Below are 14,736 nucleotides of genomic sequence, written 5' to 3' on the forward strand. Positions count from 1 at the left end.
TGGTCCAAACGCACATCGCCTTCCGGCACCACAAAACTTGAATCAAGTTCGTTTCCGTACATTTATAGTATCGGCAAACGCCATTGCCAGACCCACGGCCAACCCGGCGATATGAGCGCCATTCGCCATCGACATGCCGAATAGATCAAACCAGCCGGCAACAATCCAGATCAAAGCAAAGATAATCAAACCACGCTGCAGGAAAATACCGCTTTGCGGATCGCGCTCACCGCGCAACCACACGTAGCCCATCAGCGCATAAACCACGCCAGACAGGCCACCAAACCACGGACCGCTAAATTTCTGCTGAACATAGCCGCTCAACAGGGCGCTGATCACGGTAATAACAATCAGCTTTCCACTGCCCAGACGCTTTTCAACCGCACCGCCGAGATACCACCACCACAGCAGGTTGAACAGAATATGCATCAGCGAGAAGTGCATAAAAGCGTGGGTGAAATAACGCCAGAATTCAAATTTCAGCGAAGGGTCAAACGGCCATGCCAGCCAGAGCATCACCGCCTGGTCGCCCAGCACGTTCATCGCGATAAACACCAGCACACACGCGGCCATCACCAGCCAGGTTACCGGGCCTGCGCGTTCGCGCAATGTGGCCAGGAATGGATAACGCTGGTAGCGCAGACCGCTGTCGGTCTGGCCCGACTGCCAGCTTGCCGCGAGGTAGCGCGGATCGCCCGGATTCTCCAGAAATCGCGCCAGTTCAGCATGCACGCGCTCGGCCTGGGACTCATCCGCCAGCCAGACATCCGTTTGCTGATGTTGTTGAATCGTCAGGATAACGCCCTGTGTCGCCATATAATCAACAAATGCCTGCGCCACGCGGGGGTTAGCAAAAGAGGTAATCATCAACATGGTTGCTGTCGCTTATTCCACACAAAAGAGGACAGTATATATACCCTTCTTACTTCGAGCTGCATCTTTGTTGGCTTTCCTCGCTCACTTCGGTCACGTACTATTCGTACGCTCCCGGAGATTCGCTGCGTCGCCGTCGCGATGCAACTCGAATTAATTTGGGTATAGCCTTACGAACCGTATGTCACTTCTGCCGGAAAATGTCGATGCCAGGCGTCGAAGCCGCCATCAACGCTGTAAACCGCGTCATAGCCCTGCTGAAGAAGATATTGCGCCGCGCCTTTACTGCTGTTGCCGTGATAACACATCACCAATACGGCGGTGTCGAAATCATGCTCGCGCATAAATGTCCCCAGCGTGTCGTTCGTCAGATGAAACGCCTGCGGGGCATGACCCATGGCATAGCTTTGCGGATCACGGATATCCACTAATACCGCGCTCCCCTGATGCAGCTTCTGATGCGCTTCTTCGACATTAATACATTCAAACTGATCCATTGCTCTCTCTTCTTTATATGGCAGGTGACGCTTTTCGGACATGTTACTGCTTAGTGTACGTCCCGACGGCAGTTAAACGCCATAATGTTATATGTATCACTGTAAATTGTTTATCCGATGTTACCAATGGCGCGATTCTTTGCTATTATGCTCGATAACGAACATTAATGAGCTATAACGAAAGTGCGAGAGGCCAGCATGGAAACCAAAGATCTGATTGTGATAGGTGGAGGCATCAACGGTGCCGGTATCGCGGCAGATGCCGCTGGACGCGGTTTATCCGTGCTGATGCTGGAAGCGCAGGATTTAGCCTGTGCCACCTCTTCCGCTAGCTCCAAACTCATCCACGGTGGCCTGCGCTACCTGGAACACTACGAATTTCGTCTGGTAAGCGAAGCGCTGGCCGAACGTGAAGTGCTGTTGAAAATGGCACCGCATATCGCCTTCCCGATGCGCTTTCGTCTGCCCCACCGCCCGCACCTGCGTCCGGCGTGGATGATCCGCATTGGTTTGTTTATGTACGATCATCTGGGCAAACGCACCAGTTTGCCAAGTTCTACAGGTTTGCGTTTTGGCGCAGATTCCGTAATGAAACCTGAGATTGTGCGCGGTTTCGAATATTCTGACTGCTGGGTAGACGATGCACGGCTGGTTTTGGCAAACGCCCAAATGGTCGTACGCAAAGGCGGAGAAGTATTAACCCGCACTCGCGCCACCTCTGCTCGCCGTGAAAACGGTTTGTGGATTGTTGAAGCTGAAGATATCGATACCGGCAAAAAACACACCTGGCAGGCGCGTGGCCTGGTCAACGCCACCGGTCCGTGGGTGAAAGAGTTCTTCGACGACGGTATGCACCTGCCATCGCCGTACGGTATTCGCCTGATCAAAGGCAGCCACATCGTAGTGCCGCGCGTACATACCCAGAAGCAAGCTTATATTCTGCAAAACGAAGATAAACGCATTGTGTTTGTTATCCCATGGATGGACGAATTCTCGATCATCGGGACGACAGACGTTGAATACAAAGGCGATCCGAAAGCGGTGAAAATTGATGAAAGCGAGATCAATTACCTGCTGAAGGTTTACAACGCGCACTTTAAGAAGCAGCTGGGCCGTGATGATATCGTCTGGACTTACTCGGGCGTGCGTCCGCTGTGCGATGACGAGTCTGACTCACCGCAGGCGATCACCCGTGATTACACGCTGGATATCCACGACGAAAACGGCAAAGCGCCGCTGCTGTCGGTCTTTGGCGGTAAGCTGACGACCTATCGTAAGCTGGCTGAGCACGCGATGGAAAAACTGGCATCGTACTATCAGGGAATTGGTCCGGCGTGGACGAAAGAGTGCATTCTGCCAGGCGGTGACATTGGCGGCGATCGCGAAGATTACGCGGCCAAACTGCGCCGTCGCTACCCGTTCCTGACCGAGTCGCTGGCACGCCATTATTCTCGCACCTACGGCAGCAACACCGAATGGGTCATCGGCGAAGCCACCTCGCTTGCCGAGTTAGGTGAAGACTTTGGCCATGAGTTTTATGAGGCCGAGCTGAAATATCTGGTCGATCACGAATGGGTTCGTCGTGCGGAAGATGCGTTGTGGCGTCGCACGAAAGAAGGTATGTGGCTGAACGCTGAGCAGCAGTCGCGCATGACCCAGTGGCTGGCGGAGTATATCGAGAAACACCAGCTGTCGCTGGCCTCCTGATAAAAATGCCGGATGGCGGTTAGCGCCTTATCCGGCCTACAAGAGTGCATAAACGTAGGCCGGGCAAGCGAAGCGCCCCCGGCATCGTGTGTTACAAGCGCACCGAATGTGTTACAAGCGCACCGAATCGATATGCCAGATATTTTCGGCGTACTCTTTGATCGTCCTGTCCGACGAGAAGTAGCCCATGTTGGCGATATTAATCATCGACCTGGTGGTCCACTCTTCCGGATGACGATAAAGTTCGTCTACCTTATCCTGGCAATCAACGTAGCTGCGATAATCCGCCAGAACCTGATAATGGTCGCCAAAGTTGATCAGCGAATCCACCAGGTCGCGATAGCGTCCCGGCTCCTCAGGGCTGAACACCCCGCTGCCAATCTGCGTTAGCACCTGGTGCAGCTCTTCGTCTTTCTCGTAATACTCACGCGGCTTGTAGCCCTGGCTGCGTAAAGCCTCGACCTCTTCCGCCGTATTACCAAAGATAAAGATATTTTCTGCGCCCACATGCTCCAGCATCTCAACGTTGGCACCGTCCAGCGTCCCGATGGTCAGCGCACCGTTGAGAGCAAATTTCATATTACTGGTACCGGAGGCTTCGGTCCCGGCCAGAGAAATCTGCTCAGACAGGTCGGCAGCAGGAATAATCACCTGCGCCAGGCTGACGCTATAGTTGGGGATAAACACCACTTTCAGCTTGTCGCCAATTTGCGGATCGTTGTTGATCACTTTGGCGACGTCGTTGATCAGGTGAATGATATGTTTCGCCATGTAATAAGCGGAAGCCGCTTTACCGGCGAAGATATTCACACGCGGCACCCACTCAGCGTCAGGATCGGCCTTAATACGGTTGTAGCGGGTGATCACATGCAGCACGTTCATCAACTGCCGTTTGTATTCGTGAATACGCTTGATCTGCACATCAAACAGCGATTTCGGGTTCACCACCACGTTCAACTGCTGGGCAATGAGCGTAGCCAGACGCTTTTTATTCTCCAGCTTCGCACGGCGTACCGCCTGATTTACCAGCGGGTAATCGCAGTGCTGCTCAAGCTCGCTGAGCTGGCTGAGATCGGTTCGCCAGGTGCGGCCAATATTCTCATCCAGCACTTCAGAGAGCGACGGGTTAGCCAGCGCCAGCCAACGGCGCGGCGTCACGCCGTTGGTGACGTTGCAGAAGCGAGTCGGGAAAATCTTCGCAAAATCAGCAAACAGCGACTGCACCATCAGGTTGGAGTGCAGCTCGGAAACGCCGTTAACCTTGTGGCTCACCACCACCGCCAGCCACGCCATACGCACGCGACGGCCGTTAGACTCATCAATAATCGACGTCCGCCCCAACAGAGCGGTATCGTTCGGATACTGTTCCTGCAACGTCTTCAGGAAGTAGTCGTTGATCTCAAAGATGATTTGCAGATGGCGCGGAAGAATTTTGCCCAGCATATCGACAGGCCAGGTCTCCAGCGCTTCGCTCATCAAGGTGTGATTGGTATACGAGAAGACCTGGCAGCAGACCTCAAACGCATCGTCCCAGCTGAACTTATGCTCATCGATCAGCAGTCGCATCAGCTCAGGGATCGACAGCACCGGATGGGTGTCGTTGAGGTGAATGGCGATTTTATCCGCCAGGTTGTCGTAGGTTTTGTGCAGCTGGTAATGGCGGCTCAGGATGTCCTGCACCGTGGAGGAGACCAGGAAATACTCCTGGCGTAAACGCAGCTCGCGTCCTGAATAGGTGGAGTCATCCGGGTACAGTACGCGGGAAACGTTCTCGGAGTGGTTTTTATCTTCCACCGCCGCAAAATAGTCGCCCTGGTTAAATTTACCGAGATTAATCTCGCTACTGGCCTGGGCATTCCACAGGCGCAGCGTGTTGGTGGCGTCGGTGTCGTAACCGGGGATAATCTGATCGTAAGCGACCGCGAGGATCTCTTCGGTTTCTATCCAGCGCGTTTTCTTGCCTTCCTGCTGAATACGCCCGCCAAAGCGCACTTTGTAGCGCGTATTGTGGCGTTTGAATTCCCACGGGTTACCGTATTCCAGCCAGTAGTCCGGCGACTCTTTCTGTCGGCCATCAACAATGTTCTGTTTGAACATGCCGTAGTCATAACGAATACCGTAGCCGCGTCCCGGCAGACCCAGCGTTGCCAGAGAGTCCAGGAAGCAGGCAGCCAGACGTCCTAGACCACCGTTGCCAAGACCCGGGTCGTTTTCTTCGTCGATCAGATCTTCAAGATCCAACCCCATACCTTCCAGCGCATTTTTGACATCGTCATAAATACCCAACGATAACAGTGCATTGGAAAGCGTGCGGCCAATCAGAAACTCCATAGACAGGTAATAGACCTGGCGAGTTTCCTGGGATAATTGCGCACGGTTAGAACGCAGCCAGCGCTCCACGAGACGATCGCGCACCGCGAACAACGTGGCGTTCAGCCACTCATGTTTATTGGCAATGACCGGGTCCTTACCAATCGTGAACATCAGCTTATAGGCAATAGAATGCTTAAGTGCCTCTACGCTGAGTGTGGGCGATGCATAAGTAAATGGAGCATTCATATAGGTGATTCCTGGATATCTATTTCAAGCGATAGTAAAGCTCACGGTATGACTTCGCCGCGACTTGCCAGCTAAAATCCATAGTCATGGCCTGACGTTGTACAAACCGCCACAGCGAAGGCCGGGACCACAATACGAAAGCACGCCGGATCGCGCGTAACAGCGACCAGGCATTACTATCTTCAAATACAAACCCACTGGCGATACCGTCCGCCAGGTTTTCTAGCGAACTGTCAGAGACTGTATCAGCCAGCCCACCGGTGCGCCGCACCAGCGGCAGCGTACCGTACTTCAGTCCATACAACTGCGTTAAGCCACATGGCTCAAAACGGCTGGGAACCAATATCACATCGGCCCCACCCATGATGCGGTGCGAGAAGGCTTCGTGATAACCGATCTGCACACCCACCTGTCCCGGATGTTCCGCCGCCGCGGCGAGGAATCCTTCCTGTAATACCGGATCGCCCGCGCCTAGCAATGCCAGCTGTCCACCCTGCTCTAACAACCCCGGCAGCGCTTCCAGCACCAGATCCAGCCCTTTTTGACTGGTCAGACGGCTGACTACCGCAAACAGCGGCGCTTTATCGTTGACCTTAAGTCCCATCGCTATCTGAAGCTGACGTTTGTTTTCCGCCTTCTCCTCCAGCGAGTCGCGCGTATATCGCGATGCCAGCAGCAGATCGGTTTCCGGGCTCCAGATTTTTTCATCAACGCCGTTCAGCACGCCGGAAAGACGTCCTTCACGATGGCGTTGCTGCAACAGACCTTCCATCCCGTAGGCAAACTGCGGCTCGGTAATTTCCCGCGCGTAGGTTGGACTCACCGCCGTAATGTGGTCGGCGTAGTACAACCCTGCCTTCAGAAACGAAATCTGCCCGTTAAACTCCAGTCCGTGCACATTAAAGAACGACCATGGCAATTGGATGTCATCCATATGCTTTGCATAAAACATGCCTTGATACGCCAGGTTGTGGACGGTGAACACCGATTTCGCCGGATGGCCGCGCGCCGCCAGATACGCCGGGGCCAGACCTGCATGCCAGTCGTGCGCATGCACCACGTCCGGGCGCCAGAATGGGTCAAGGCCACAGGCCATTTCACAGCCAACCCAACCCAGCAATGCAAAACGCTGTACGTTATCGGTATACGCAAACAGGTTAGTGTCGTGATACGGGCTACCGGGGCGGTCATAGAGATGCGGCGCGTCAATCAGGTAAATACCCACGCCGTTAAAATGCCCGAACAGCAGCGTGATACGTCCGGCGAAGGTATCCCGACGCGTCACGACCTGCGCATCGGGAATGCCGCGACGAATATCAGGAAACGCCGGGAGCAACACGCGGGCATCCACGCCATCGGCAATTTGCGCGGCTGGTAACGCCCCAATAACATCCGCCAGTCCCCCGGTTTTTAACAGGGGGAACATCTCTGAACAAACGTGTAAAACCTGCATTATCGCTCCTGTTTGATCTGCAGTTTGCGCAGCATTTCACGCGTGACCAGTACAATACCTTCCTCTGAACGGTAGAAACGACGTGCATCTTCTTCCGCGTTTTCACCAATTATCATGCCTTCGGGAATAACGCAGGCACGGTCGATAATGCAACGACGTAAGCGGCACGAACGTCCCACCCACACTTCAGGTAACAACACTGCCGAATCAATGTTACAGAATGAATTCACCCGCACTCGTGGGAACAGAACGGACTGCACCACCACTGAACCCGAAATAATGCATCCGCCAGAAACCAGCGAGTTCAGCGTCATTCCGTGGCTGCCGGAACGGTCCTGAACAAATTTTGCCGGTGGCAGCGATTCCATATGCGTACGGATTGGCCAGTCCTGGTCGTACATGTCCAGTTCAGGCGTCACTGAAGCCAGATCGAGGTTCGCCTTCCAGTAGGCTTCCAGCGTCCCCACGTCACGCCAGTACGGTTCGGATTCCGGGTCAGACTGTACGCAGGACAACGGGAATGGGTGTGCATACGCCATGCCAGCTTCGGTGATTTTCGGGATAATGTCTTTACCGAAATCGTGACTGGAGTTTTCATCGAGATCATCTTCCGCCAGCAATTCATACAGATAATCGGCGTTGAAAACGTAGATCCCCATACTGGCAAGAGATTTGGTCGGGTCGCCTGGCATAGCCGGCGGGTTGGCGGGTTTCTCTACGAACTCGATAATTTTATCGGTGTCGTCCACGTCCATCACGCCAAACGCGCTGGCCTCTTCAATAGGCACTGGCATACAGGCCACGGTGCAACGCGCGCCTTTCTCGACGTGGTCGATCAGCATGCGTGAGTAGTCCTGCTTGTAGATATGATCGCCCGCGAGGATCACCACATATTCCGCTTTATAGCGTCGAATGATGTCCAGGTTTTGGGTCACCGCATCCGCCGTACCGCGATACCAGTTTTCACCCTGCATTCTCTGCTGGGCAGGCAGCAGATCGACGAACTCGTTCATCTCTTCGCTAAAGAACGACCAGCCACGCTGAATATGCTGGACCAGCGTGTGGGACTGGTACTGGGTGATCACGCCAATACGGCGGATCCCGGAGTTAATACAGTTGGATAAGGCAAAATCGATAATGCGGAACTTACCGCCAAAGTGCACGGCAGGTTTGGCACGTTTGTTGGTTAAATCTTTTAAGCGGGTACCGCGGCCACCGGCCAGGATCAGGGCAACAGATTTTAATGGCAGCTGGCGCGCCAACATTACACGATCGTTCTTCTCTAAACTCACCATGACTAACTCCTTTTTTATCTTCTCTGGAACACACACAGTCCGTGCGCAGGTCCCTGCCAGACAGCCGTAAGCACCGGATTATCCTCTCCGGCAAATGGGGGAACGGCACACCATTCCCCTTCAGGTAAAACGATATCTGTCACCTCAAGCGTGGCATTTATTGCAATCAGAAAACGGTCTGAAAGCAGGATTTGCATCTGCCTCGGGCCGTTTTGCCACTCATCCGCACTTAAGGGTTGTGCGTACTTATTCAGCCAACGAACATTGCCATCGCCCTCTTCCCACCAGCGATCGTCCGTTAATGCAGGAATTTGCTGACGAAGATGGATCAGGGCAGCGGTAAATGTGGTTAGCCCGCTGTTTGCCTGCTGCCAGTCCAGCCAGGTCAGGGCGTTATCCTGGCAGTAAGCGTTATTGTTGCCGTGCTGGCTATGACCATGCTCATCGCCCGCCAGCAACATCGGCGTCCCCTGGGAGAGCAACAGCGTGGTTAACAGCGCATGAATGCTGTCGCGCCGCCGCTCAATCAGGTCCAGCGTGCCGCCTAATCCTTCTTTACCATGATTGTCGCTGTAGTTATTGCTAGTGCCGTCGCGATTTTCCTCACCATTCGCTTCATTGTGCTTATTTGTGAAGCACACACAGTCGCGTAGCGTAAAACCGTCGTGCGCAGTCACCAGATTGACCGTCGCGCTGGGTTGGCGACCATTGCGTTTAAACACGTCGCTGGATGCGGCAAAACGCCCGGCAAACTCGCCCAACGAGAGATTACGCTGGAGCCAGAAGCGTCGCGTCGCATCGCGGAAATGGTCATTCCACTCGGCAAACGGCGGAGGGAAATTCCCCACCTGGTACCCGCCTTCACCAATATCCCACGGCTCCGCAATCAGCTTAACGCGTGAGAGCAGCGGACAGTTTTGGATCGCGGTAAACAGCGGCGCATCCTGACGAAACGCAGGTGTACGCCCCATGACGGAAGCCAAATCAAAACGAAAACCATCCACATGACAGGTTTCAACCCAGTAACGCAGGCATTCACATGCGTATTCCACAACGCCCGGATGACTCAGATTGAGGGTGTTCCCACAACCGGTCCAGTTGTAGTAATCACCATCGTCCCTGATCCAATAATAGCTACGGTTATCAATTCCGCGCAGCGAGAAGACGGGCCCTTCGAGATCCAGCTCGGCGCTGTGGTTCAAAACGATATCGAGAATGACCTCAATCCCCGCTTTGTGCAGCGCTTTTACCGCATCGCGAAACTCATCAAGCGCACTCTCCGGCGAACAGGCATAGGCCGGATGCAGCGCGAACATCGCTACCGGGTTGTAGCCCCAGTAGTTCGACAGCCCCAGCCGCTGAAGCCGTGGTTCGCTGGCAAAATGCGCCACCGGCAGCAGCTCCAGCGCGGTAATGCCGAGGCGCTTGAAGTAATCGATCATCACTGGATGGCCCAGCGCTTTGTAGGTTCCGCGAATCTCTTCCGGCAGGTCAGGATGCAAATACGTCAACCCTTTGACATGCGCTTCGTAAATCACGGTATTGCCCCACGGCGTGCGCGGCGGGGCATCATCCTCCCAGTCATAATGATCGGACACCACCACGCCCTTCAGCGCGATGGTGGCATTATCATGATGATCCGGTTCATTTAGTCCGCCGTGCAGCAGCGGGTTATCTTTTAACTCGCCATCCACCCGACGGGCGCAAGGGTCAAGCAGCAGCTTGGCTGGATTAAACCGATGGCCCTGCTGCGGTTGCCATGGGCCATGGACGCGATAGCCATAGCGCAGACCGGGCCGGGCGTTGGCCAGATAGCCGTGCCAGACATCACCGCTACGCCCCGGCAGGTCATAGCGAAGTTCGCACCCTTGCTCATCGAATACGCATAATTCAACGCGTTCAGCATGGGCCGAAAAGAGTGTGAAATTGACGCCATGGCCGTCATACGTTGCACCATGGGGGGTGGCGTTGCCGGTTGCCAGTTGCGTCATTACCCCTCCCGAACCAGCCAGATCGTGGCCAACGGCGGCAACGTGAGGCTCAGTGAGTGCTGACGACCATGACTGGCGATTTCATCGCTGTGCACCGCACCACCGTTGCCGGTATTGCTGCCGTGGTAATGCATCGAGTCAGTATTGAGGATCTCACGCCATTTGCCTGGCTGGTTGATACCGAAGCGATAGCCATGGCGGGGCACAGGCGTAAAGTTACTGACCACGATGATTTCATTGCCGACCTTGTCACGACGGACGAACGCCAGCACCGAACGTTCGTTGTCATCCACCACCAGCCACTCAAAGCCATAAGCGTCAAAGTCGAGCTCGTGCAGCGCTTTGTGATGCCGGTAGGTGTGGTTCAGATCGCGCACCAGTCGTTGTACGCCGTGGTGCCAGTTATCGCCGCCTTCCAGCAGATGCCAGTCGAGGCTGGCGTCATGGTTCCACTCACGTCCCTGCGCAAACTCGTTGCCCATAAACAGCAGTTTCTTGCCCGGGAAGGCCCACATCCAGCCGTAGTAGGCGCGCAGGTTGGCAAACTTCTGCCATGCGTCTCCCGGCATGCGGTCGAGAATGGATTTTTTACCGTGTACCACTTCATCGTGCGACAGCGGCAGGACAAAGTTTTCGGTGTAGTTGTACAGCATGCCGAAGGTCAGCTTGTCGTGATGGTGCTGGCGATGAATCGGATCCAGCTTCATGTAGTCCAGCGTGTCGTGCATCCAGCCCAGGTTCCACTTATACCAGAACCCTAAACCGCCCATGTCCTGCGGTCTGGAGACGCCAGCAAAATCGGTGGACTCTTCCGCCATGCTCACCGCACCCGGCACCTGTTCGCCAAGAATGCGGTTGGTATTGCGCAAAAATTCAATGGCTTCGAGGTTTTCACGACCGCCAAATTCGTTCGGGATCCATTCCCCTTCTTTACGGCTGTAGTCGCGATAAATCATCGACGCCACGGCATCCACGCGCAGCGCGTCGATCCCAAAACGTTCAATCCAGTACAGGGCATTACCCACCAGGTAGTTGCTGACTTCACGGCGACCGTAGTTGTAAATCAGCGTGTTCCAGTCCTGGTGATACCCTTCGCGCGGGTCGCTGTGCTCATACAGATTGGTGCCATCAAACTCTGCCAAACCAAAGTCGTCCGATGGGAAATGGCCCGGCACCCAGTCGAGAATGACGTTCAGCCCCGCCTGATGCGCGGCATTCACGAAATAGCGGAAATCATCGCGCGTCCCGAAGCGACGGGTCGGCGCATACATGCCAGTAGGTTGGTAGCCCCAGCTACCGTCGAACGGATGCTCGTTAATTGGCAACAGTTCGAGGTGGGTAAAACCCATCCACTTGGCGTAAGGCACCAGCTGATCCGCCAGTTCGCGGTAGCTCAGCCAGAAGTTGTTATCGGTATGGCGACGCCATGAACCCAGATGTACTTCATAGATAGAGATCGGCGCATCAAACTGGTTGGCTTTTTTACGCTCCTCGCTTTGCACTACTTTTTCCGGCAGACCGCAAATAAGTGACGCGGTTTCCGGGCGCATTTGCGCTTCGAAGGCGTAAGGGTCCGCTTTGATTCGCAGCTTACCGTTCGCATCGATCATCTCGTATTTATACAGCTGACCATTATGCGCACCGGGGATAAACAGCTCCCAGATACCGCTTTCTTTACGCAGGCGCATCGGGTGGCGACGGCCATCCCAGTAGTTGAACTGACCAACCACTGAAACACGCTGGGCGTTGGGTGCCCAGACGGAGAAACGCGTACCGGTGACGCCATCCATGGTATCCGCATGCGCACCCAGCGTTTCGTAAGGTCGCAGATGCGTACCTTCAGATAACAGCCATGCATCCATATCCTGGATCAGCGGACCAAAACGATAGGGGTCATCAATCAGGTTCTGCTGTCCATGCCAGACAACGGCCAGCTGATAGCGAAAGAAATTTTTACGGCGGGGAAGTACTGCACAGAAAAAACCGCGAGAGTCGAGGCAATCCAGCTTGCCGACTTTGCGTCCGGTTTTGGGTTCGATCACCCACACTTCGGTGGCGTCAGGTAATAGGGCGCGGACTTCAAGTCCAGCATCAGTTTGGTGCATACCGAGTACGGAAAAAGGATCCGCAAAATGGCCTGCAATTAGCGCATTAATCACGTCTCTATCGATACGAACGGACATGGTTGTCATCCTGTTTTATGGTGTCACCCCTTCCAACTGATTTTCGACATCAGGTAGTGACACTTTTTTTGACCTGAACGGCGCAGCACAATTGTGCATCCTCTCTGCGTCGTCCCACCTTCAGGCAACAACTTAATACCTCCGGTACTAAGTCACCCTTAAAGAATAGCCAATGCTTTATCTTACTCCTGGTAAAAAATGAAACATCTGCGCTTACTCCTGTATTACGCAAAAAAAGGGGTGATTCCTCACCCCTTGATCGTTAACAAACTATTACGCCAATTGGCGCAGCATACGGCGCAATGGCTCCGCAGCCCCCCACAGCAACTGGTCGCCCACGGTAAAGGCTGACAGGAACTCCGGTCCCATATTCAGCTTACGCAGACGGCCTACTGGCGTGGTCAGCGTGCCGGTAACGGCCGCCGGGGTTAACTCACGCATGGTGATATCCCGATCGTTTGGTACAACTTTGGCCCACGGATTGTGCGCCGCCAGCAGTTCTTCCACGGTCGGAATAGACACATCTTTTTTCAGTTTAATGGTGAACGCCTGGCTGTGGCAGCGCAGCGCGCCGACGCGCACGCACAGACCATCAACCGGGATCACGGAAGACGTGTTGAGAATTTTGTTGGTTTCCGCCTGTCCCTTCCACTCTTCACGGCTCTGACCGTTATCGAGCTGTTTGTCGATCCACGGAATCAGGCTACCGGCCAGCGGTACGCCAAAGTTATCAACCGGCAGTTCACCGCTACGGGACAGGGTCGTCACTTTACGTTCGATGTCGAGAATAGCAGAGGAAGGGGTCGCCAGTTCATCGGCCACATGGCCATACAAATGACCCATCTGGGACAGCAGTTCGCGCATATGACGCGCGCCGCCGCCGGAAGCCGCCTGATAGGTCGCCACGGAAACCCAGTCGACCAGGTCATTGGCAAACAGACCACCAAGGGACATCAGCATCAGGCTAACGGTACAGTTGCCACCGACAAAGGTCTTAATACCTTTGTTCAGGCCGTCGGTGATGACATCCTGGTTAACCGGATCGAGAATAATGATGGCATCGTCTTTCATACGCAGCGAAGAGGCTGCGTCAATCCAGTAACCCTGCCAACCGCTTTCACGAAGCTTTGGATAGATTTCGTTGGTATAATCGCCGCCCTGACAGGTCACGATGATATCGAGCGCCTTCAGCGCATCCAGATCAAAAGCGTCCTGAAGTGTGCCGGTCGCGGTGCCACCGAACGTCGGTGCCGCCTGCCCGAGCTGGGAAGTAGAAAAGAAAACAGGGCGAATGGCGTCGAAGTCACGCTCCTCAACCATGCGTTGCATGAGAACAGAGCCGACCATACCGCGCCAGCCGATAAAACCAACATTTTTCATAGCGTTTTTTTCCTGCAGAGATGTGTGCTGTGTATGCTAACCAGTATCCTACTGGCCTATCCTTCACCATACAAAAAGCAGCCAAAGTCGCAAGTGAAATTAATCAATGATAGCGAAGCCATCAGTAATGCGACTTATCCCGCTGCGCAAGCAAGCAGAAAGTCCGCGGTAATTATCAGGGAATTTGAGTTATGAATGAAATCATTTCAGCGGCAGTTTTATTGATCCTGATTATGGATCCGCTCGGAAATCTGCCCATTTTCATGTCCGTATTGAAACATACCGAACCAAAACGTCGCCGCGCGATTATGATTCGCGAGCTGTTTATTGCGCTGTTGGTGATGCTGATCTTCCTGTTTGCGGGCGAGAAAATTCTGGCCTTTCTTAACCTGCGTGCAGAAACCGTATCGATCTCCGGGGGCATCATTTTGTTCCTGATCGCCATTAAGATGATTTTCCCCAGCGCCACCGGGAATAGCACCGGGCTTCCGGCTGGTGAAGAGCCGTTTATCGTACCGCTGGCGATTCCGCTGGTAGCCGGTCCGACAATCCTGGCCTCATTAATGCTGTTGTCGCATCAGTATCCGAACCAGATGGGGCATCTGGTGATTGCGCTGCTGATCGCCTGGGGAGGTACATTCGTGATTTTGCTGCAGTCTTCGCTGTTTTTACGCCTGCTGGGCGAGAAAGGGGTTAACGCGCTGGAGCGCCTGATGGGGCTGATTCTGGTAATGATGGCAACCCAGATGTTCCTCGACGGCGTGCGGATGTGGATGAAGGGGTAACAGAATTTTCATT

10 protein-coding genes are annotated in these 14,736 nt (G+C 54.3%); 2 read left to right on the forward strand and 8 right to left on the reverse strand.

The window, feature by feature from the left end; all coding sequences use genetic code 11:
* Positions 1-42: 42 nt before the first annotated feature.
* Positions 43-873: a rhomboid family intramembrane serine protease GlpG gene (glpG, locus tag BZK41_RS10540; RefSeq protein WP_079938120.1), complete on the reverse strand. Its 831-nt coding sequence runs from the start codon at positions 871-873 to the stop codon at positions 43-45.
* 170 nt (positions 874-1,043) lie between these two features.
* Positions 1,044-1,370, reverse strand: a complete 327-nt coding sequence (glpE, locus tag BZK41_RS10545) for a thiosulfate sulfurtransferase GlpE (protein WP_079938121.1) — start codon at positions 1,368-1,370, stop codon at positions 1,044-1,046.
* Between the two features lie 198 nt (positions 1,371-1,568).
* Here glpE and glpD point away from each other — a divergent pair, with 198 nt between their 5' ends.
* Positions 1,569-3,077, forward strand: a complete 1,509-nt coding sequence (gene glpD, locus BZK41_RS10550) for a glycerol-3-phosphate dehydrogenase (RefSeq protein WP_003023494.1) — start codon at positions 1,569-1,571, stop codon at positions 3,075-3,077.
* Positions 3,078-3,188: 111 nt separating this feature from the next.
* Here glpD and glgP read toward each other — a convergent pair whose 3' ends face one another.
* The 6 genes from glgP to asd form a co-directional block, all read right to left on the reverse strand.
* Positions 3,189-5,636, reverse strand: a complete 2,448-nt coding sequence (gene glgP, locus BZK41_RS10555; RefSeq protein WP_079938122.1) for a glycogen phosphorylase — start codon at positions 5,634-5,636, stop codon at positions 3,189-3,191.
* 19 nt (positions 5,637-5,655) lie between these two features.
* Positions 5,656-7,089: a glycogen synthase GlgA gene (gene glgA / locus BZK41_RS10560; protein ID WP_079938123.1), complete on the reverse strand. Its 1,434-nt coding sequence runs from the start codon at positions 7,087-7,089 to the stop codon at positions 5,656-5,658.
* Positions 7,089-8,384, reverse strand: a complete 1,296-nt coding sequence (gene glgC, locus BZK41_RS10565; protein WP_079938124.1) for a glucose-1-phosphate adenylyltransferase — start codon at positions 8,382-8,384, stop codon at positions 7,089-7,091. Before glgC ends, glgA begins: the two co-directional genes overlap by 1 nt.
* A 14-nt stretch (positions 8,385-8,398) precedes the next feature.
* Positions 8,399-10,375: a glycogen debranching protein GlgX gene (gene glgX / locus BZK41_RS10570; RefSeq protein ID WP_079938125.1), complete on the reverse strand. Its 1,977-nt coding sequence runs from the start codon at positions 10,373-10,375 to the stop codon at positions 8,399-8,401.
* Positions 10,375-12,558, reverse strand: coding sequence for a 1,4-alpha-glucan branching enzyme (gene glgB, locus BZK41_RS10575; protein WP_079938126.1), 2,184 nt, complete (start codon positions 12,556-12,558; stop codon positions 10,375-10,377). Before glgB ends, glgX begins: the two co-directional genes overlap by 1 nt.
* Before the next feature lie 273 nt (positions 12,559-12,831).
* Complete coding sequence (gene asd / locus BZK41_RS10580; RefSeq protein WP_016157652.1) at positions 12,832-13,938, reverse strand: aspartate-semialdehyde dehydrogenase; 1,107 nt, start codon at positions 13,936-13,938, stop codon at positions 12,832-12,834.
* 191 nt (positions 13,939-14,129) lie between these two features.
* Here asd and yhgN point away from each other — a divergent pair, with 191 nt between their 5' ends.
* Positions 14,130-14,723, forward strand: coding sequence for an NAAT family transporter YhgN (gene yhgN, locus BZK41_RS10585; RefSeq protein ID WP_003023480.1), 594 nt, complete (start codon positions 14,130-14,132; stop codon positions 14,721-14,723).
* The last annotated feature ends 13 nt before the right edge of the window (positions 14,724-14,736 follow it).

This window comes from Citrobacter sp. A316 (genome assembly GCF_002042945.1).
GTDB lineage: Bacteria > Pseudomonadota > Gammaproteobacteria > Enterobacterales > Enterobacteriaceae > Citrobacter > Citrobacter portucalensis.